This window comes from Streptomyces kanamyceticus (assembly GCF_008704495.1).
Taxonomy (GTDB): Bacteria; Actinomycetota; Actinomycetes; order Streptomycetales; family Streptomycetaceae; genus Streptomyces; species Streptomyces kanamyceticus.
In genome coordinates this window covers 6,759,380-6,779,584 of the sequence record NZ_CP023699.1, presented here as the reverse complement: position 1 = coordinate 6,779,584, position 20,205 = coordinate 6,759,380, and the positions used below count along the sequence as shown (strand labels likewise).

At 71.6% G+C, this 20,205-nt stretch carries 19 protein-coding genes; 2 read left to right on the top strand and 17 right to left on the bottom strand.

Annotated elements, in window-relative coordinates; all coding sequences use genetic code 11:
• Positions 1–5: 5 nt before the first annotated feature.
• Positions 6–929: a helix-turn-helix transcriptional regulator gene (locus CP970_RS29205; protein WP_055553291.1), complete on the bottom strand. Its 924-nt coding sequence runs from the start codon at positions 927–929 to the stop codon at positions 6–8.
• 90 nt (positions 930–1,019) lie between these two features.
• Between CP970_RS29205 and CP970_RS29200 the strand changes: the two genes are divergently transcribed.
• The gene (locus CP970_RS29200) at positions 1,020–2,450 is read left to right on the top strand and encodes an MFS transporter (protein ID WP_150494122.1); all 1,431 of its coding nucleotides are present in this window, start codon (positions 1,020–1,022) and stop codon (positions 2,448–2,450) included.
• Between the two features lie 102 nt (positions 2,451–2,552).
• Here the strand turns inward: CP970_RS29200 and CP970_RS29195 are convergent, their stop codons facing one another.
• Together CP970_RS29195 and CP970_RS29190 are read right to left on the bottom strand one after the other, a co-directional pair.
• Positions 2,553–2,759 (bottom strand): DUF397 domain-containing protein, encoded by a 207-nt coding sequence (locus CP970_RS29195; RefSeq protein ID WP_055550020.1) that lies wholly within the window; start codon positions 2,757–2,759, stop codon positions 2,553–2,555.
• A gap of 155 nt (positions 2,760–2,914) precedes the next feature.
• Positions 2,915–3,829 carry a helix-turn-helix domain-containing protein gene (locus CP970_RS29190; RefSeq protein WP_055549986.1) on the bottom strand — a complete coding sequence of 305 codons (915 nt, stop codon included), beginning with the start codon at positions 3,827–3,829 and terminating at the stop codon, positions 2,915–2,917.
• Positions 3,830–4,263: 434 nt separating this feature from the next.
• On the opposite strand from CP970_RS29190, the gene CP970_RS45570 reads away from it, so the two are divergent.
• Entirely contained in the window at positions 4,264–4,395 is a 132-nt protein-coding gene (locus CP970_RS45570; protein ID WP_263406802.1) for a hypothetical protein, read from the top strand.
• 224 nt (positions 4,396–4,619) lie between these two features.
• Here the strand turns inward: CP970_RS45570 and CP970_RS29185 are convergent, their stop codons facing one another.
• From CP970_RS29185 to CP970_RS29120, 14 genes are all read right to left on the bottom strand, one after another.
• Positions 4,620–4,976 carry an MmcQ/YjbR family DNA-binding protein gene (locus tag CP970_RS29185; protein ID WP_055549987.1) on the bottom strand — a complete coding sequence of 119 codons (357 nt, stop codon included), beginning with the start codon at positions 4,974–4,976 and terminating at the stop codon, positions 4,620–4,622.
• A complete protein-coding gene (locus tag CP970_RS29180; RefSeq protein ID WP_055549989.1) occupies positions 4,973–6,280 on the bottom strand; it encodes a hemolysin family protein in 1,308 nt (435 codons plus the stop codon). The genes CP970_RS29185 and CP970_RS29180 overlap by 4 nt, the downstream gene beginning before the upstream one ends.
• A gap of 4 nt (positions 6,281–6,284) precedes the next feature.
• Positions 6,285–6,782: an rRNA maturation RNase YbeY gene (gene ybeY, locus CP970_RS29175; RefSeq protein WP_055549991.1), complete on the bottom strand. Its 498-nt coding sequence runs from the start codon at positions 6,780–6,782 to the stop codon at positions 6,285–6,287.
• A gap of 12 nt (positions 6,783–6,794) precedes the next feature.
• Positions 6,795–7,811: a PhoH family protein gene (locus CP970_RS29170; protein ID WP_079043674.1), complete on the bottom strand. Its 1,017-nt coding sequence runs from the start codon at positions 7,809–7,811 to the stop codon at positions 6,795–6,797.
• A gap of 159 nt (positions 7,812–7,970) precedes the next feature.
• On the bottom strand, positions 7,971–9,077 hold the full coding sequence (locus CP970_RS29165; RefSeq protein WP_055549995.1) for a carbohydrate kinase family protein: 1,107 nt from the start codon (positions 9,075–9,077) through the stop codon (positions 7,971–7,973).
• A gap of 39 nt (positions 9,078–9,116) precedes the next feature.
• Positions 9,117–10,421 carry a glucarate dehydratase family protein gene (locus CP970_RS29160; RefSeq protein ID WP_055549998.1) on the bottom strand — a complete coding sequence of 435 codons (1,305 nt, stop codon included), beginning with the start codon at positions 10,419–10,421 and terminating at the stop codon, positions 9,117–9,119.
• Between the two features lie 173 nt (positions 10,422–10,594).
• On the bottom strand, positions 10,595–11,785 hold the full coding sequence (locus CP970_RS29155) for a macrolide family glycosyltransferase (protein WP_224058785.1): 1,191 nt from the start codon (positions 11,783–11,785) through the stop codon (positions 10,595–10,597).
• Positions 11,786–11,936: 151 nt separating this feature from the next.
• On the bottom strand, positions 11,937–12,938 hold the full coding sequence (locus tag CP970_RS29150) for an adenosine deaminase (RefSeq protein WP_055550001.1): 1,002 nt from the start codon (positions 12,936–12,938) through the stop codon (positions 11,937–11,939).
• 31 nt (positions 12,939–12,969) lie between these two features.
• A complete protein-coding gene (locus tag CP970_RS29145; protein ID WP_055550003.1) occupies positions 12,970–13,875 on the bottom strand; it encodes a ribonuclease Z in 906 nt (301 codons plus the stop codon).
• 14 nt (positions 13,876–13,889) lie between these two features.
• Entirely contained in the window at positions 13,890–14,243 is a 354-nt protein-coding gene (locus CP970_RS29140) for a histidine triad nucleotide-binding protein (RefSeq protein WP_055550005.1), read from the bottom strand.
• An 81-nt stretch (positions 14,244–14,324) separates the two neighbouring features.
• A complete protein-coding gene (locus tag CP970_RS29135) occupies positions 14,325–17,552 on the bottom strand; it encodes a S41 family peptidase (RefSeq protein WP_055550006.1) in 3,228 nt (1,075 codons plus the stop codon).
• 82 nt (positions 17,553–17,634) lie between these two features.
• On the bottom strand, positions 17,635–18,153 hold the full coding sequence (locus CP970_RS29130; RefSeq protein ID WP_055550008.1) for a hypothetical protein: 519 nt from the start codon (positions 18,151–18,153) through the stop codon (positions 17,635–17,637).
• 141 nt (positions 18,154–18,294) lie between these two features.
• The gene (locus CP970_RS29125; protein WP_055550010.1) at positions 18,295–19,035 is read right to left on the bottom strand and encodes a 16S rRNA (uracil(1498)-N(3))-methyltransferase; all 741 of its coding nucleotides are present in this window, start codon (positions 19,033–19,035) and stop codon (positions 18,295–18,297) included.
• Positions 19,032–20,105, bottom strand: coding sequence for a nitronate monooxygenase (locus CP970_RS29120; RefSeq protein WP_055550012.1), 1,074 nt, complete (start codon positions 20,103–20,105; stop codon positions 19,032–19,034). Before CP970_RS29120 ends, CP970_RS29125 begins: the two co-directional genes overlap by 4 nt.
• Positions 20,106–20,205: the final 100 nt, after the last annotated feature.

Genomic DNA, 20,205 nt, shown 5'->3' with positions numbered 1-20,205 from the left:
CCCCGCTAGCCCGCCACCGGATAGATGGACCCCCGCCGCCCCTCGGGCGAGGCGAGCCACGCCAGCTTCCCCGCCGTGTCGACGGCCTCGCCCTCGTCAGACCCTGCCCCCGGCATCGGCGTGTGCATCACGATCGTGAGATCGGGCCTGGCCGGAACCTTCAGCTGCGTCGACTCCAGGAAGAGCGTCCCCACCACGGGATGCTCGATCTCCTTGGCTACCTGCCCGCCGGGCAGGATGTCGCGGCGCTCCCACAGCTCCGCGAACTCCGCGCTCGTCGACCGCGCCTCCGCGATCACCGCGGAGAACCCGTCGTCCTGGGGGTGCTCCGAGCACGCGGCCCGGTACATCGCCACGACCTGCGGAGCGTTGCGCTGCCAGCTCGTCGCGCGGGCGCGGTAGATGGGGTCGCTGAAGAAGGTGAGCAGGCAGTTCTCGGAGGTCTCGGAGCGCATGCCGAGCACGGAGGCCGCCGCGTCGTTGTACATGACGCAGTTCCAGTACGCGTCCATGATGTGCGCCGGGTACGGCATCCAGGTGTTGATGAGCCGGTGCAGCCCCTCGCACATGGCCCAGTCGTCCTGTGCGACCTCGGGGGCCGGCGGGTTGAGCCCGGCCAGGACGTACAGATGACGCCGCTCGGCGCTGCTCAGCTTCAGCACGCGCGCGACGGAGTCCAGGACCTGCGGCGACACGGAGATGTCGCGGCCCTGCTCCAGCCACTGGTACCAGGAGGCACCGACACCGGCGAGCACGGCGACCTCCTCGCGGCGCAGACCGGGCGTGCGCCTGCGGGCCCCGCCGTCCGGAAGCCCCGCCTCCGCCGGGCTGACCCGCGCGCGGCGGCTCATCAGGAACTCCCGCAGCTCCCCGAGGCGATGCGCCTTGGACGCGTCCGTGTGTGTCGTCGCGACCGACGGTGTGGCCATGTGGCGCTCCCCCAAGCCTGACTGGTGTTCCGACCACCAGCATAAGTTCCCGCTCCCCACGTCTATTCCGGCCGTCGCAAGCTCTTGACCATGGCGATCGACACCACCCCTGCCCCGTCCCCCCAGGCCGCCCCACCGGCGCCGCGTCCGCACGCCCCCAAACTCTCCTCCCGCGACAAGCTCGTCCTGTTCGTGCTCTGCGCCGCGCAGTTCATGGTCTCGCTGGACTTCTCCGTGCTGAACGTGGCGCTGCCCGTGCTCGGCGCCGACCTCGGCATGAACCAGTCCGCGCTGCAGTGGGCGGTGACCGCCTTCGCGCTGCCGTCGGGCGGCTTCCTGCTGCTCTTCGGCCGCTTCGGGGACCTCTTCGGCCGCCGGAAGCTGTTCCTCGCGGGCCTCGCGCTGTTCGGCCTGGCCTCGCTGCTCGCCACGTTCGCGTGGGACCCGGCGTCGTTCCTGACCGGCCGCGCGCTGCAGGGCGTGGGCGCGGCGGCCATCGTGCCGACCGGCATGTCCCTGCTGACCACGACGTTCCCCGAGGGCCCCCAGCGCGACCGGGCGCTCGGCATCTCCGGCACGCTGCTCTCGCTCGGCTTCACGGTCGGCATGGTGCTCGGCGGCGTACTGACGGACACTCTCGGCTGGCGTTCCACGATGGGTCTGCTGACCGTCTTCGCGCTGCTCGTGCTGCCGCTGGCGCCCGGCCTGCTGCCCGAGTCCCGCACCCCGGACCGCCCGCGCCTGGACATCCCCGGCGCGGTGGCGGTGACCGGCGGTCTGCTCGCCCTGATCTACGCCCTGTCCACGGCGGCCGAGCGCGGCTTCGGCGGCGCCGACGTCATCGTCACGCTGGTGGCGGGCGTCGCCCTGCTTGTGGCTTTCGGCTGGATCGAGTCGCGCGCCGCGGCGCCGCTCGTCTCCCTGCCGATGCTGCGCCGCCGCACGGTGGCGTGGGGCAACCTGGGCGGCCTGGTCACGTTCTCGATGATGACGACGGTCGTGTTCGTCCTCACCCTCTACTTCCAGGAGATCCTGCACCTCTCCGCCTTCCGGACCGGTCTGGTCTTCGGCGTGCAGGGCGTCCTCTCGGTACTCGCGGGCATCTACGCCCCCAAGGCCATCGGCCGCTTCGGCGCGCGCCGCACGCTGGTCGGATCCCTCGCGGGACAGGGCGTGCTCGGCGCCGCGCTGCTCGGCATCGGCGAGGGCGGCTGGTCGGTGTGGCTGGCCACGGCCGCGGTGTCCCTGGCGAGCATGTTCCACCTGGGCGCGATCGTCTCCTACGGCGTGACGGTCACGTCGGGCGTCCCCGACGAGGAGCAGGGCCTGGCGACGGGCCTTGTCACCTCCACGCAGCAGGTGGGCATCACGATCGGCATCCCGCTGCTCGGCGTACTCGCGACGACGAACTCGGACCTTCTGACGGGCACCCGTACGGTCCTGGCGATCGACGCGGCGGTGGTGCTCGTGGCGGCGGCCCTGATCTGGTTCGGCCTGCGCCGGGGTGCCGCGCGCGGCTAGAAGGCCCGGAGCGCGCGACGGCCCGGCCTCCCATCGAGGCCGGGCCGCCGTCGAGCTTCGTGACAGGGCTGCTGGGCCTACGGGTCGACCTGCGAGCCGGGCCTACATCAGCGGCGAATCCTGTGCGGGTGGCCGGGCCGCCAGGGTGAGGAAGGCCGACCATGCCTCCGGGCCGAGGACGAGCTCGGCTCCCTCTCTGCGGGTGGAGTCGCGCACAAGGACCGACTCACCGGTCCAGGCGGTCTCCACGCAAGTGCCCGAACCGCCGTCGCTCGCACTGCTCTTGCGCCACGTCCATGAGCCGCCCACGCTCTCCTCCACCCCGGGTGCAGAAGCGGCCAGCCGTCGCTTCCCCCGCGCGGCTGGTGCAGGGACACGCAGCACCTCTTCCAGAGTAACGGGACGTCATACGAATATGAACGACTCGTTTCTCGCCAAGGTCGCGCGCCCCGCGCCGGGGGAAGTCAGCTCTGTGGCACCTCCTGTGGCGTGGCATCCCGGACCAGCGACTCCAGGTCGTCGCTGCCCTCTTCCATCCGGACGGCCAGGGCGCGCAGCAGAGCGGGCATGTCGTCCTTGATGGCGAGGTCCTCGAGCTCCCAGAACCGCTCCAGGTAACGGCCGGTCTCCTCCGGGGCGTCGGTGACGTACGAGTCGCCGCGCGGGTTCTCCAGATAGAGCGAGTCCGGCATCTCGTCGGCCTGGAACTCGAAGTGGCTGAAGGGCCCTTGAATGCCCGCATGGGCGCCGACGCTGAACGGCAGGATCTGGATGGTGACGCCCGGCCGCTCCGCCAGCTCGGCCAGCCGCTCCAGCTGGGCACGCATCACCCCGCGCCCGCCTACGTGGCGGCGCAGCACCGCTTCGTCGAGTACGTAGAAGAGCTCCCGGCCGCCCGAGGTCAGCAACTCCTGGCGGGTGAGGCGGACTTCCACGCTGCGTTCCAGGCGGTCCTCGGTGATGTCCTTCTCGTACGAGAGCATGATCGCGCGCGCGTACTCCTCGGTCTGCAGCGAGCCAGGCATCAGCAGGGCGCCGTAGTGCCGGACGATCGATGCCGAGGACTCCAGGGCGAGGAACTGCAGGAACTCTTTGGTGTAGAGGTCGCGGTACTCGCTGAAGGGCATGCGCCGACTGCCTCGGGCGAGATCGAGCAGCTCCTCGATCTTGCGCCGGTCCCGGATGCCGTAGGCGTCGAGCAGGGGCCTCAGGTCATTGACGGAGATCCCCACCTCGCCGGACTCGATCCGGATCAGCTTGGAGGGGCTCCACTCCATTTTCAGGGCGACTTGGCGCTGTGTGAGACGCGCAGCGGTCCGCGCCTTACGGAGCTCGGTGCGCAGTCGCAGCCGCTGAAGTGCTGCACTCGGCACGTTCATGATGGCTCCACCCCCAAGCGGACCGTGCGAGATGCAACATAGCAGACCAGTACCTTACCCATCGAGACCTTCCGGGAAGAGAGTTCACGCCACGGCCACCAGACCCCGGTCTCGGCCCGGCGGCAACCGCAGAAGGCCGAACGGGGCACCAGCCGGGCCGACAGTTCCCGGAAAGCTATATCGCACATGGCGAGACTTCCTTCAGCGAGCTATCCGACGGGCACTACCCACGTGGCGATGTGCAGGTTACTCTATGGCAGAGGGTAGCCTGCTCAACTGACCATCGACGCAAGGGGGTTGAGAAGAGAACCGACGCGGCGCGGACTCACTCCAACGAGTGCTCACGAGCCACCGGATTCCCCCTTCCTGGCGCCACCCGTTCGTGGATCGCCGCGGTATCCACGACAGCGTGGACCAGGAAGGAGATCAGCCCGATGGCGGAGAAGCCGGACGGGCGCCGCACCAGCCGCATGTGGACCGAATGGGCCGCTGTAGCAGCCCAGTGGGCCAGTGTCCTCGTCGCGATCCAGGAGATCGTCGACCGATGGGTGCTCCCCCACATATGAACCGGGACCCACGTGTGAAAAAGGACTGACCCCGACCTGAGGGTCGGGGCCAGGATGCGGCGGACGCCTTCGCACAGACGTTTCCACTCCGAGTTCCCTTGCCCGGCAGCCCGGAGTGGGATCGTTCGGGATCCGCCGGTGCTTCCATTCTGCCGCCCCGCCACCCCGATGGCGAGGGGCTGTTGGGACACTCTGCCAAGCGCGTGCTCCGTACCGCGCGCCCCTCAGGGCCGGTCGAGCCGCAACCGCTCCGCCCGTGGCAGTCCTGCCACCACCAAGTCGTACGAATCTTCGATGAGTTCGCGCACGTGTCGGTCCGGCAGCCCCGCGTCGACCGTCACCGTGTTCCAGTGCCGCTTGTTCATGTGCCACCCCGGCACGATCTCCGGATGGGCCGCCCGCAGCTGGACCGCCATCTCCGGATCGCACTTGAGGTTGACGGTGAGCGGGCGCCGGTCCAGCGCGGTGAGCGCGAACAGCTTTCCCGCGACCTTGAAGACCGAGGTCTCCGGGGTGAAGGGGAACTCCTCCACCGCGTCGTTGAACGACAGGCAGAACGTCCGCAGCTCGTCGGGCGTCACCCGGACTCCCCCTCCTTGTGCTCGTCCGCACCGGACGTCACGGGCTCCACGAGCACAGTGACGATCTTGTTCCTGCGGCCCCCCGCGGACTCCGCGGTGAGCCGCAGCGCCCGTCCGTCGGGCAGCGGCACGACCGCCGACGCGTCCGCGATCGGGACGCGGCCAAGGGCCTTGGCGAGCAGTCCGCCGACCGTCTCCACGTCCTCGTCGTCGAACTCGTCGAGGCCGAACAGCTCGCCGAGGTCGCCGATGTCGAGCCGCGCGGTGACGCGGTAGCACCCGTCGGCGAGCGCCTCCACCGGGGGCAGCTCGCGGTCGTACTCGTCGGTGATCTCGCCGACGATCTCCTCGAGGATGTCCTCGATGGTCACGATGCCCGCCGTGCCGCCGTACTCGTCGATCACCACGGCCACGTGGTTGCGCTCCTGCTGCATCTCGCGCAGCAGGTCGCCCGCGTTCTTCGTGTCGGGCACGAAGGTCGCGGGGCGCATCGCCGTCGACACCAGCTCCGACTCGCTGTCGCGGTTGATGTGCGTCTTGCGGGCCAGGTCCTTCAGGTACACCATGCCGACGACGTCGTCCTCGCTCTCCCCCGTCACGGGGATGCGCGAGAAGCCGGAGCGCAGGGCGAGGGTGAGCGCCTGGCGGATCGTCTTGAAACGCTCGATGGCGACCAAGTCCGTGCGCGGCACCATGACTTCGCGTACGAGGGTGTCGCCGAGCTCGAAGACGGAGTGGACCATGCGCCGCTCCTCGTCCTCGATCAGGGACTCCTTCTCGGCGAGGTCGACCATCGCGCGCAGCTCCGCCTCGGAGGCGAACGGGCCGCGCCGGAAGCCCTTTCCGGGCGTGAGCGCGTTGCCGATGAGGATCAGGAGCGGCGGGATCGGGCCCATCACGCGGGCCAGCGGGAGCAGGACGTACGCCGCGGCGGTCGCCGTGTTCAGCGGGTGCTGGCGGCCGATCGTGCGCGGTGACACGCCCACGGCGACGTAGCTGACGAGGACCATCACGCCGATGGCGACCGCGAGGGCCTGCCAGGTCTCGTCGAACTCCTGCAGACAGGCGTACGTCACCAGGGCGGCCGCCGCCATCTCGCAGGCGACCCGCACGAGGAGGGCCACGTTGAGATAGCGGGTCGGGTCGGCGGCGACCTGCGCGAGCTTCGCGCTGCCGCGCCGCCCGGAGCGGACCGCGCCGTCGGCGCGGAAGCTGGAGACGCGCGCGATGCCCGCCTCCGCGCAGGCCGCGAGCCAGGCGACGACGACAAGCGCGACGGCCCCGGCGATCAGCGACAAACTCATGGCGCTACGAGACGGTGGGCGCCGGGGACGGGCCGGTCAGGCCCTTCTCGGCGCGCCAGCCGTCGACGATGGCCGCCTGGAGACCGAACATCTCGGCCTTCTCGTCGGGCTCCTCGTGGTCGTACCCGAGCAGGTGCAGCACTCCGTGGACGGTCAGGAGCTGGAGCTCCTCGTCCATGGAGTGCTGCGTCGGGGCGTCCTTGCCCTGCTGGGTGGCGACCTCGGGGCAGAGCACGATGTCGCCGAGGAGGCCCTGCGGGGGCTCGTCGTCGTCCTTCAGGGGCGGCCGCAGCTCGTCCATGGGGAAGGACATGACGTCCGTGGGCCCCGGCAGGTCCATCCACTGGATGTGCAGCTGCTCCATGGCGTCGGCGTCCACGACGATCACCGAGAGCTCGGAGAGCGGGTGGATGCGCATCCGCGCGAGGGCGTAGCGGGCGATGTCGAGGATCGCCTGCTCGTCGACCTCGGTTCCGGATTCGTTGTTGACGTCGATCGACATGGTGGTGCTGGTCTACTTCCCGTCGCGGCTGTCGTGCTGCTCGTACGCGTCGACGATACGGCCGACCAGCTTGTGCCGTACGACATCGTGGGACGTGAGCCGCGAGAAGTGGATGTCCTCGACGCCGTCGAGGATCTGCTGCACCTCGCGCAGACCGCTCTTGGTGCCGCCCGGCAGGTCGACCTGGGTGACGTCACCGGTGATGACGATCTTCGACTCGAAGCCGAGGCGGGTGAGGAACATCTTCATCTGCTCGGCGCTGGTGTTCTGCGCCTCGTCCAGGATGATGAACGCGTCGTTCAGCGTCCTGCCGCGCATGTACGCCAGCGGGGCGACCTCGATCGTGCCCGCCGCCATCAGGCGGGGGATGGAGTCGGGGTCGAGCATGTCGTGCAGCGCGTCGTACAACGGGCGGAGGTAGGGGTCGATCTTCTCGTAGAGCGTGCCGGGCAGGAAGCCGAGGCGCTCGCCCGCCTCGACGGCGGGGCGGGTCAGGATGATGCGGTTGACCTGCTTGGACTGGAGCGCCTGGACCGCCTTGGCCATGGCCAGGTAGGTCTTGCCGGTGCCCGCGGGACCGATGCCGAAGACGATGGTGTGCTTGTCGATCGCGTCGACGTACCGCTTCTGGTTCAGGGTCTTGGGGCGGATGGTGCGGCCGCGGGACGAAAGGATGTTCTGCGTGAGGACCTCGGCCGGGGTCTCCGGCGCGCCGTCCCCGTTCTCGTCCGCCCTCAGCATGGCGATCGAGCGTTCCACCGCGTCCTCCGTCATCGGCTGCCCGGTGCGCAGCACGAGCATCATCTCGTCGAAAAGGCGTTGGATGAGGGCGACTTCGTGGGCATCGCCCACGGCGCTGACCTCATTGCCCCGGACATGGATGTCGGCCGCCGGGAAGGCCGTCTCGATGACGCGCAGCAGGGCGTCACCGGAGCCGAGGACGGTCACCATCGGATGTTTCGCCGGAACGGTGAAGTGGGCTCGCGCCTGGCCGTGCTCGGGGGTCTGAGCTGTGGGTGTCTGAGTCATGGGCCGGCTCTGAAGGCCGCTCGATCCTCCTCGTGCGGGGCTTGGGGCCGCGTCTCAGCCTTGCAGTGCCAAGAGTACGTCGGGGCACCGACAAGACCGAGAGGTTTTCGGACCTTGCCTTCCCCGGGCCCTTCGCCCCCTGGCCCGGCGGCCCGCGCCTCAGGCCGAGCGGCCGAAACCGATCGTCGGCACCGCCCGGCGCAGCGGCCACGGCCGGGCAGCGGCCGGAAGGAGATCCTCCAGGAAGCGGTAGCGGCGCAGCGCCACCGGGTCCTGGTCGTCGACCTCGCGCACCGTGCGCCACCAGGCCCCCACCTCGGCCCAGCCCGGCGCCGACAGGGAGCCGCCGAACTCCTGCACGGAGAGCGCCGCGGTGAGCCCGGCGAAGGCGAGGCGGTCGGCGAGCGGCCAGCCCGCCAGCGTCCCGGTGACGAAGCCCGCGACGAAGACGTCGCCCGCCCCGGTGGGGTCGAGTGCCTCGACCTCGATCGCGGGCACCTCCGCGGTCTCGCCGGTCCGCCCGTCCACCGCGTACGCGCCCTCCGCACCGAGGGTCACCACGGCCAGCGGCACGTGCTCGGTCAGCGCCCGCGCGGCCGCCCTGGGGCAGGAGGTGCCGGTGTAGCGCATGGCCTCCGCCGCGTTCGGCAGGAACGCCTCGCAGTGCTCCAGGTCCGCGAGTCCGGCCAGATCCCACCGTCCGGTGTCGTCCCAGCCCACGTCGGCGAAGATCCGCGTGCCGCCGCGGGCCGCCTCGGCGATCCACGGCGCGCGCGTGCCCGGCGTCAGCGCGGCGACGGCGGCACGCGCGCGTGGCGGGCGGTGCGGGACCCCGCCGTCGGGCGCGTCGGCGTCCGGCGGCGGCTCGTGGCCGTGGCTGACCATGGTGCGTTCGCCCTCGTACGCCATGGAGACGGTCACCGGGGAGTGCCAGCCCGGCACGGTCCGCGACGTCGCGAGGTCGATGCCCTCGCCCTGCTCCAGGGCGTCCCAGCAGTACTCCCCGTAGTGGTCGTCCCCGAAGGCGGCGGCCAGTGAGGTGTGCAGGCCGAGCCTGGACAGCGCGGTCGCCATGTTGGCGACGCCGCCGGGGCTCGACCCCATGCCGCGCGCCCAGGACTCGGTCCCGCGCACCGGCGCGGAATCGAGCCCGGTGAAGATGATGTCGAGGAAGACCGTGCCGGTGAGGTAGACATCGCAGTCCGGATCACCGGCTCTGCGGGCAGCCTTCAGCGGGTCGACGGTGGGCTGGGCTGGTACGACCATGGAGGCAACGTAACGGACGATCCTCCGGGGAGCCCGGGGTTACCAGCGCGGCACCGCCGGAGTCACCCACTCCGGATCCACCACGCGCATCGCCGCGGCGTCGTCCCGCTCCCGCATCGCGCGGTGCTCGTCGGCCAGCCAGCGGGCGTGCAGGACGGCGAGCCCGTCCCGGTCGAGCTCGACGCCGAGCCCGGGGGTGTCGGTGACCGCGACCCGCCCGTCCACGAACCGCGTCCGCGTGGTCAGCACGTCCTCCGACTGCCACGGGTAGTGCGAGTCGCAGGCGAAGTCGAGCGCGGGCACGGTCGCCGCCACCTGCGTCATCGCGGCCAGGCTGATGCCCAGGTGCGTGTTGGAGTGCATCGAGATGCCGACCCCGAAGGTCCGGCAGAGCGCGGCCAGTTCGCGGGTGCGCCGAAGACCGCCCCAGTAGTGGTGGTCGGAGAGCACCACCTGCACGGCCCCGGCGGCGAACGCCTCCGGTATCTCCTCGAAGGTGGTCACGCACATGTTCGTGGCCAGCGGCACCGAGGTGCCCGCCGCGACCCGGGCCATCGCGGGCGTGCCGAGCGCCGGGTCCTCCAGGTACTCCAGTACGTCCGCGAGCTCGGCGGCGACCTTCAGCGAAGTCTCCACCGACCACGCCCCGTTCGGGTCGAGCCGCAGCGGCTGCCCGGGGAACGCGTCGGCCAGCGCGCGGATCGCGGCGATCTCCTCGTCCGGCGGGAAGACACCGCCCTTGAGCTTGAAGGAGGAGAACCCGTACCGCTCGGCGAAGAGCCGTGCCTGCGCGACGATCCCCGCGGGGTCCACGGCCGCGCCCCAGGAGTCGCCGTCCTCGGCGCCGGGGTGCGCGGCCCACTTGTAGAAGAGGTAGGCGCTGTACTCCACGGCGTCCCGCACCTTGCCGCCGAGCAGCGCGTGCACGGGCAGACCGAGCGCCTTGCCGAGCGCGTCCAGGCACGCCACCTCGAACCCGGAGACGACGGAGAGGCGCAGCTTGTCGGCGGTCTGCACACCGCGCAGACCGCCGACGTCCACGGAGTCGTCGACCCGCGCGCCGTCCACGGCCACCTCGTCCGCGAGTGTGAACAGCCCGTTCAGATCGGCGACTTCGCGCCCGACGAGCCGCTCGGCGAAAGGCCGCGCCAGCTCCAGGTACTTGCCGTCGCCGTACGTCTCCCCGATCCCCACCACGCCACCGGCCGTGACCACCTCGATGATCAGGCGCGGGGTGTAGGGCTGGTGAACGCCCTGGGTGTTGAGGAGCGGCGGATCGGCGACGAGGACGGGCGTGAGACGGACATCTTCGATGACGAGACTGCCGGAACTCTGTCCATACATGAGAACGGAGACTAGGTATGAGAACGCCCCAGCGTCAATGGGACAGTTCCCCACGCCCCGTAAGGGGCGCGGGGAACTGCGCAAAGGGGCGCGGGGAACTCCGCAAGGGGCGCGGGGAACTGCGCGCCCAGCCACAGCGGACCCGCAGATCAGACGGGCCTACCAGCGGAGCGCTAAAGCTCCGCCTCGATCAGGTCCGCCGCCCGCGACGCACCCCCCTCGCCCCGGGCTTCCGCCTTCAACCGCGCACAGCGCACCGCGACGTCAGGATCCGACGTCAGCTCAAGCAGGGCCGCCCGCAGCACCTCCCCCGTGACATCGGCGTTGTCGACGCGCCGGGCAACCCCCAGCTCCACCAGCCGATCCGCGTTCATCGGCTGCTCCGCCCCTTGCGGCACGGCGATCATCGGCACCCCGGCGAACAGCCCTTCGCCACTGCTCCCCATCCCCGCATGGGTGACGAACGCGTCAGCCTGCTCCAGGATCGCCAACTGCGGTACCCAGGACCGCACTTCGACATTGCCCGGAAGATCACCGCCAAGCTCCGCAGGATCCACGTGCTTGCCGATCTGCAGCACCACGTGCCACCCGGGCAGGTCCCCGAAGGCGGCCACGCACTCCCGGTAGAACTCCGGCCGCAGGGTGTACGAGGAGCCGAGGGAGACCAGGAGCACCTTCTCCGCCCCCTCGGGCCGCGTCCAGCTCTCCCGCCGGGCGCGCTCGCCGACGCACGGCCCCACGAAGTCGATCCGTTCGGCGTCGACGGTGTCGGCGTGCGGCTGCATGGCCCGTGCGATGGTCGCGATCGCCCGCGGCGGGCGTCCGGAGAACTCCGCGACGTCCAGCGTGGTGGCCCCGCACCCGGCGAGCCACTCCTTGAAACGCCGCTCCAGGACGTCCGCGCCGGGCAGCCGCGCGATGTGCGCGGCGACGTCCTCCTGGTAGCCGCCCCAGGCCACGAAGGTCGGTGACAGCTGCACCAGCGGCCGCCCCTGCGCCTCGGCGAGCGCCCGGGCCACGTAGGCACCGATGTCGTAGAGATAGAGGTCGGCGGGGTCCTCGTCGTACGCCGCGTGGAGCTGTGGGAGCACCGCCATCGCGTCGTCCAGGAAGAGCGAGCTGGCCTCGATCGGGTCGTCGGGCCAGATGTTGTCGCGGAAGGGGAGCGTGGAGTCGTACGGGACGAGTTCGGCGCCCGTCGGCTCGATGAGAGCGGCGGTGGCCGGGTCATTGGCGTACGTCACGCGGTGGCCGCGCGCCGCCAGCTCGCGGATGACCTCGAGGCCGGGCAGCACATGGCTGACCATCGGCACGCCGATCATGGCGATATGGGCAGGGCGACGGGGAAGTCGGCTGGATGACATGAGAGTTCCTTCGCGTACAGAAAGCTACGGATGACGACACGGCGGCCCGCCGCCACGGCCCTCGAAGGGCGGGCGGGGGCCAGGAGGGCCGTGTCAGCCGTAGATCTGCGCGATGGTGTCCATGAGTGGGACCGTAGCCCACCGCCCGCGATCAGTCGAACGAATAAGCCTCGACCTCGGCGAGGTACTTCGCCCGCAGCGCCTCGTCCGCCGCGTCGCGGTCGAGGAAGGACGCCTCGAAGGAGTTCCGCGCGAGCGTCCGCAGCCGCTCGTGGTCGATGCCGAGCGCCTCGCGCACCGCGTGGAAGGTGTCGTCGACGTATCCGCCGAAGTACGCCGGGTCGTCGGAGTTGACCGTGCACATCAGGCCCGCGTCGAGCATCCGGGCCAGCGGGTGCTCCTCCAGGACGTCGATGGCGCGCAGCCGGACGTTGGAGAGCGGGCAGAGCGTCAGCGGCACCCGGTCCCGCGCCAGACGCTCGACCAGCTCCGGGTCCTCCATGCAGCGCAGACCGTGGTCGATGCGCTCGACCCGCAGGACGTCCAGGGCCTCGGTGATGTACGCGGGCGGACCCTCCTCGCCCGCGTGCGCCACGAGCCGGAGCCCGAGCGCGGCGGCCGCCTCGTAGACCTCGCGGAACTTGACGGGCGGGTGGCCGACCTCGGCCGAGTCGAGGCCGACGCCGATGATCCTGTCGAGGTACGGCTTCGCCGCCTCGAGGGTCTCCAGGGCCGATTCGGCGGACTGGTCGCGCAGGAAGCACATGATGAGCCGCGTGGAGACGCCGTGCCGCTCCTGGCTGCGCTCCAGGGCGCGGGAGAGGCCCTCGATGACGGTGCCGATGGGGACGCCGCGCACCACGTGGGCCTGCGGGTCGAAGAAGATCTCCGCGTGCCGCACGCCCTGTGCGGCGGCGCGCGCGAGGTAGGCGTCCGCGAGCTCCTCGAAGTCGGCCTCGGTGCGCAGTACGGCCATCAGGCCGTAGTAGAGGTTCAGGAAGGTCTGGAGGTCGTCGAAGAGGTAGGCCTTGCGCAGCTCTTCGGTGTCCGCGTACGGCAGTTCGACGCCGTTGCGCGCGGCGAGGGCGAAGGCGAGCTCGGGTTCGAGGGTGCCTTCGATGTGGAGGTGGAGTTCGGCCTTGGGGATCGGCATGGTGCGGTCTCGCTCAGTTCTCTGGTCGTGCTCAGGTTCGTTTGGGCAGGGGCACGCGCGACAGGTCGCGGGCGACGGTGAGTTCACCGTCGAACCCGGCGGCGCGGGCCTGCTGTTCGTAGACGTTCGGGTCGGGGTAACGCTGGCTGAAATGCGTCAGGACGAGATGGCGCACGCCCGCGTCGATCGCCACCCGGGCTGCCTGACTTGCCGTCAAGTGCCCATGGTCGGTAGCGAGTTGCTCGTCCTCGTCGAGGAAGGTCGACTCGATGACGAGCATGTCGCAGCCCTCGGCGAGCGCGTGCACGCCGTCGCAGAGCCGGGTGTCCATCACGAAGGCGAACCGCTGCCCGCGCCGCACCTCGCTGACCTCGTCGAGCGTGACGCCGCCGAGGCTGCCCTGCTGCTGGATCCGCCCCACGTCGGGCCCGGCGATGCCGCGCTCGGCGAGCAGCTCCGGCAGCATGCGGCGCCCGTCGGGCTCGACGAGGCGGTAGCCGTACGACTCGACGGGGTGCGAGAGCTTCATCGCGTCGAGGGTGTACGAGGGGGCGGTGGCCAGCGGCCCGTCGGCGGCGACCGGCGCCTCGGTGAGCGAGACGGTCTCGCGGTACGCCGTCGCGTACCGGAGCCGGTCGAAGAAGCGCTGGCCCGAAGCCGGGTAGTGGGCGGTCACCGGGTGCGGGACCCGGTCGAGGTTGATGCGCTGGATGACGCCCGCGAGACCGAGGGAGTGGTCGCCGTGGAAGTGCGTGACGCAGATCCGGTGCAGGTCGTGGGCGGCGACCCCGGCGCGCAGCATCTGCCGCTGCGTGCCCTCGCCGGGGTCGAACATGATGCCCTGGCCGTCCCAGAGCAGGACGTAGCCGTTGTGGTTGCGGTGCCTGGTGGGGACTTGGCTCGCGGTGCCGAGGACCACCAATTCGCGTACGGACAAGGAGCGTTGCCCCGCTATCCGGGAGGCCACTGGAGGCCACGGCCGCCCAGGACGTGCGCGTGCGCGTGGAAGACGGTCTGCCCGGCGCCGGAGCCGGTGTTGAAGACGATGCGGTAGCTCTCCGACTTCTCCTCCAGAGCGACCTCACCGGCCTCGCGCAGCACGTCGGCGGCGACCTTCGGCTCGGCGGCGGCGAGCGAGGCGGCGTCCGGGTAGTGCACCTTGGGGATCACCAGGACGTGGGTCGGCGCCTGCGGGTTGATGTCGCGGAAGGCGACGGTCGTCTCCGTCTCCCGCACGACGGTCGCGGGCACGTCGCCGGCGACGATCTTGCAGAACAGGCAGTCGCTCTGTGGTTCGCCCGCCATGGGTCCGGCCTCCTCCGTAAAAGTGATCAGTACGAGCGAAAGCGTATCGCCCGCGGTTGCGGGCGGACGGAACAGCCGCCCCTAGGTCCCTGGTACGGCGGGCGCCGACCGGGCCGGGCTCTCCGCGAGGGCGGCCAGCGCGATGCGGATCGCCTCGTCCAACTGCGGGTCGCGCCCCGCCGCGTAGTCGTCCGGGGTGGTCACGACCTCCACGTCGGGGTCGACCCCGTGGTTCTCGACGCCCCATTCGTACCCCTCGAACCAGAAGGCGTACTTCGGCTGCGTGACCAGCGTGCCGTCCACCAGGTGGTAGCGGCTGTCGATGCCGACCACACCGCCCCAGGTGCGCGTGCCCACCACGGGCCCGATGCCGAGCGCCTTGATCGCGGCGTTCACGATGTCGCCGTCGGATCCCGAGAACTCGTTGGCGACGGCGACGACGGGGCCGCGCGGCGCGTCCATGGGATAGCTGAGCGCCCGCGAGCCGCGCGGCAGGTCCCAGCCGACGACGCGGCGCGCCAGCTTCTCCACGACGAGCTGCGAGGTGTGGCCGCCGCGGTTCTCGCGGACGTCCACGACCAGGCCCTCGCGGGCCACCTCGACGCGCAGGTCGCGGTGGATCTGCGCCCATCCCGGCGCCTGCATGTCGGGGACGTGCAGATAGCCGAGGCGGCCGTCGGAGTGCTCGTGCACGTAGGCGCGGCGGTCCGCGACCCACGCGTGGTAGCGCAGCGGTTCCTCGTCGTCGACGGGGATCACCACGGCGTGCCGCGGATCGCCGCCGCCCGAGGGCGAGACGGTCAGCTCGACGGGCTTGCCCGCGGTGCCCGCGAGGAGCGGCCCGGGGCCCGCCACCGTGTCGACGGGCCTGCCGTTGACCGCGAGCACCGCGTCACCGGGGCGCACCGCGACGCCGGGCGCGGCGAGCGGTGAGCGGGCGGCCGGGTCGGACGTCTCCGACGGCAGCACCCGGTCGACGCGCCACAGGCCGTCGTCGCCGCGCGAGAGGTCCGCGCCGAGCAGTCCCTGCCGGGTCGCCGCGCTGCCCCCGCCGCCACCGGGGACGACGTAGGCGTGCGAGGTGCCGAGTTCGCCGTGCACCTCCCACAGCAGGTCGACCAGGTCGTCGTGGGTGGCGACGCGGTCGAGCACGGGGCGGTAGCGCTCCAGGACGCCGTCCCAGTCGACGCCGCCCATGTCGGGCCGCCAGAAGTTGTCCCGCATGAGGCGGCCCGTCTCGTCGTACATCTGGCGCCACTCGGCGGCCGGGTCGACGGTCTGGCGGACCCGGGAGAGGTCGACGGTGATGTTCGAGTCGCTGTCCTCGTCGCCGGAGGCGCGCCGGTCGCTCGGCACCACCTTCAGCTTGCCGTCGGTCCACAGGAGCACCCGCTTGCCGTCGCCGGTGACCGCGAAGTGGTCGGCGTCCGCGGCGAGTTCCTCGACGCGGTGCTGCGCCAGGTCGTACCGCTCCAGTTCGGTCTTCGGGTCCGGGTCGGAGGGCGTGGCGCGCGATGCGCCGAGCACGCCGCGCACCGGGTGGCGCAGCCAGAGCAGCCCGTCCTTGGCGGCCCGCAGCATGGTGTAGCGGGCGGCCTCGACGGGGAACGGCACGATGCGGTCGGCGAGGCCGTCGAAGTCGATGCGGGTGACGGGGGCGCCCTCGCTGTCCGGGGTCTCCGCACCCGCGCTGTCCTGTGCCTCGAAGGGCCTGCCGTGCCGCTGCGGCCCGAACGGCGAGGGCGTGGTCGCGCCGAGCGTGATCAGGTACGGCCGCGAGCCGCCGACGAACGCCAGGTCGAAGACGTGCTCGTCGTAGACCGGGTCGAAGGCGCGCGCGGAGAGGAAGGCCAGGTGCTTGCCGTCGAGCGTGAAGGCGGGCGCGTAGTCGCGGAAGCGCAGCGGGGTGGCCTCGGTGACCGAGAGGTCGGCGGTGTTGGCGAGCTTGAGCTGGCGCAGCGGGCGCGGGCCCGGGTGCGACCAGGCGAGCCAGGCCGAGTCGGGCGAGAAGACGAGCCCGCTGACCTCGCCGTCCTCGCTGCGGTCGACCTCGCGGACCTCGCCGCTCTCCCGCTCGACGAGCAGGACGCGGCCGTCGTGCGAGGCGACGGCGGCGCGGGAGCCGTCGGGGGCCATGGCGAGCGCGAGGACGCGGCCGAGCTGTCCGGCGGCGAGCCTGCGGGGCGTCGCGCCGGGCGCGGTCCCGGTGGCCGGGGCGAATTCGAGGGCCTCGTCGCCCTCGGCGTCGGTGACCCAGACGACGTGCTGCTCGCCCCCCACGCGGAAGGTGCGGGGCAGCCTGGCGCGCACGCCGTGCGTGGCGGCGAGCGCGCGGGCGGGCCCTTCGCGGTGCGTGACCCAGTGCACGGAGCCGCGCACGGAGACGGCGCTGCCGCGCCCGGTGTGGTCGGGCGCCGCGGCGCCGAACCAGCGGGCGGCGGTGACGGGGTGCGGCTGCAGATCGGTGCGCTGCCCGCCGAGGCGGACGTCGAGACGGCGCGGTTCGGCGTCCGACAGGTCGTCCAGGAGCCAGAGTTCACCGGCGGACGCGTAGACGACGCGGGTGCCGTCGGTGGCGGCGTGCCGCGCGTAGAAGCCGTCCACAGGGGTGTGTCTGCGCAGTTCGGAGCCGTCGGGCAGCGAGGAGTAGAGAGCGCCCACGCCCTCGTGGTCGGAGAGGAACGCGATCCGCTCCCCCACCCACAGCGGGTACTCGATGTTCCCTTCGAGCTCTTCGTGAAGGCGTACGAAGGGTTGTTCCTGCTCCCCGTCCGGCGTGCGGATCCACAACTTGCCCGCGGTGCCGCCCCGGTAGCGCTTCCACCAGGCGGCCTCGCGGCCCATCGGCGCGGAGAGCAGAAGCACTTGTCCGTCTGGGCCGTGCGCGACATCGCCCACGACGCCGTACGGCAGGGTGGCCGCGGGCCCGCCGTCGAGCGGCACGGCACGCGCCCAGGTGCGGCGCATCGACGCCTGGTCGGCCGAGCTCAGCGCGAGGACCTGCCCGTCGGGCGTCCAGCCGCGCACGCCGGTCTTCCAACTGCCCCAGTACGTCAGCCTCTTGGCGGGACCGCCGTCGATGGGCGCGATGTGCACCTCGGGCGCGCCGTCGCGGGTGGAGGCCCAGGCGACGGTCGTGCCGTCCGGGGAGATCCTCGGGTGGCTCACGGGCATGTTGTCGGCGCTGACGCGCCAGGCGCGGCCGCCGTCCAGGGGGGCGACCCAGACGTCGTCCTCAGCCGTGAACGCGGTCAACTCGCCGTGGATGTGCGGATACCGGAGATACGCGGAGTTCGCTGCCTGTGTCACGGCATCCAGCCTAGGCAGGCTTCGGGCGGCCCGGCAGCGTTTTTGATCACTTGCCCCGCGGCCGCCCGGCCGGTGCCGGGTCTCACTTGCCCGGCAGGCAGGTGCAGGTGGGTTCGGGCGGCGGGGCCGGGGTCTCGGTACAGGGCGTCGAGTACGACGCGGGCGGGTTGGAAGGCTGCTGGCCCCCGTCCTGACCGCCGTTCTCGTTGCCGTTGCCGTTGTCGTTGCCGGATTCGCAGTTGCCGAGGACGTCGACGCGGAACCACACCTTGCCCTCGATCTTGGCGGTGAGGTTGCCGCGGACGCACGCCCCGTCGACGACGTCGTGCACCGTGCCCTTGATGGTGATGTCCTTGCCGTCCTTGGTCTCGCCCTGGCAGTCGACATCCACCAAGGCGCCCTCGGTCGGCCCGCCGCTGCTCGGCGTGACCCGGTCCTGGAAGCTCGCGGTGCAGCTGAGCCACGCCACGTCGGCGTGCTGCCGCTCCAGCTCCTTGGTGCCCATCTCATCGGTGGTGAGCGCGACCACGGACGTGTTCAACTCCCCGTCCACGGGATCGCACGCGGTCACGCCGAGCGCGGCCGCCCCACCGAGCGCCACGGCGAACAGAACGAGCGAACGCCGCTTGCGCCTACCCCTGCCGCTCAATCGCCTTAATGCCCCCATAGGCGGCAGAGTGCCACCGCGAGCGCCCTGGCGGTAGACCGGTTGCGGCCATCTGTCCACCCCGGTCGGTTCAGGTCAGGACCAACGGCCCGTGCGGCCGAGCAGCAGCGCGGTCGCCGCGGTGCCCGCCGTGGACGTACGCAGCACGCTGCGGCCGAGCCGGTACGGCTTCGCGCCCGCCGCCGCGAAGGCCGCCAGCTCGTCAGGGGACACGCCCCCTTCGGGCCCGACCACCAAGACGACGTGCCCGCTCGCCGGCAGCTCCGCGGTGGCCAGCGGCTCGCTGCCCTCCTCGTGCAGGACCGCGGCGAAGTCGGCCTCGGCGAGCAGCGCGGCGACCTGCTTGGTGGACGCCGCGTCGAGCACCTCGGGGAAGCGCACCCGGCGCGACTGCTTGCCCGCCTCGCGCGCGGTGGCCCGCCACTTGGCGAGGGCCTTGAGGCCGCGCTCGCCCTTCCACTGCGTGATGCAGCGCGACGCGGTCCACGGCACGACGGCGTCCACGCCGGTCTCCGTCATGGTCTCGACGGCCAGCTCGCCCCGGTCGCCCTTGGGCAGCGCCTGTACGACGGTGATGCGGGGCGACTCCGCGGGCTCCTCCGAGTAGGAGTCCATCTTCACCACGAGCCGGTCCTTGCCCTCGGTGTCGAGGACCACGCAGTCCGCCCAGCGCCCCGCGCCGTCGGTCAGGACGACGTCCTCACCGGCGTGCAGCCGCTTCACCGATACGGCGTGCCGTCCCTCGGGCCCGTCCAGTACGTAGCGTCCGCCGTCGCCCGCGTCGAAGTGCTCGACGACGAAGACGGGCGCGGTCACGCCTCGTCTCCCGACGCCAGCGCGGCCCGTGCCTCGGCCAGTTCGGCCACCAGGACCTCGACGAGCTGTCCGGCGGGCAGCTCACGGGCGAGCCGGTGGCCCTGCCCCGCCCAGAGCGCCATGCCCTGCGCGTCACCGGCCTTGGCCGCGGCCTTGCGCAGACCGCTGGTGAGGTGGTGGACCTGGGGATAGGCGGCGGGGGCGTAAGGCCCGTGCTCGCGCATGAAGCGGTTGACCAGGCCGCGCGCCGGGCGCCCGGAGAACGCCCGGGTCAGCTCGGTGCGCACGAACAGCGGGTTGGTCATGGCCTGCTTGTGCAGCGGGTTCGCGCCCGACTCGGGGGTGACGAGGAACGCCGTGCCGAGCTGCGCGGAGTCCGCGCCCGCCGCGAGGACGGCGGCGATCTGCGCGCCGCGCATCAGGCCGCCGGCCGCGACGACGGGGATCTGCACGGTCTCGCGGACCTGCGCGATCAGGGCGAGCAGCCCGATCCCCGCGCCGTCGGTCTCCGGGTTGTCCCGGTGGGTGCCCTGGTGGCCGCCCGCCTCGACGCCCTGCACGCACACGGCGTCGGCGCCGGACCACTGGGCGGTCTGGGCCTCCTCCGGCGTGGTCACGGTGACGACGGTGAGGGTGCCGACGCGCGCGAACGCGTCGAAGACGTCGCGGGTGGGGCACCCGAAGGTGAAGGAGACCAGCGGGACCGGATCGTCGAGCAGGATCGCGAGCTTGGCGTCGTACCCGTCGTCGCGCCCGCTGTCGGGGTCGCCGAGCTGCGTCTCGTACCAGGTGGCCTCACCGGCGAGCTGGTTGCGGTACACGTCGATAGCGGCGGCGTCCGCGTACTCGGGCTGCGGCATGAAGAGGTTGACGCCGAAGGGCTTCGCCGTGAGCCCCCGCAGCTGTTTGATCTCCTGGTACATCCCGTCGGCGGTCTTGTACCCGGCGGCGAGGAACCCGAGCCCACCGGCCTCGGCGACGGCGGCAGCCAGCTGCGGCCCCGAGGCGCCACCCGCCATGGGCGCCTGCACGATCGGATAGCGGCAGAGATCGGTCAGTGCGGAGGACATGACGGCATCGTGCCACGTCCGACACAACCCACCGAATTCACGCCCCGTAAGGGGCGCGGGGGCTGGGCGCATCGTGCTTCGTAAGGGGCGCGGGGGCTGG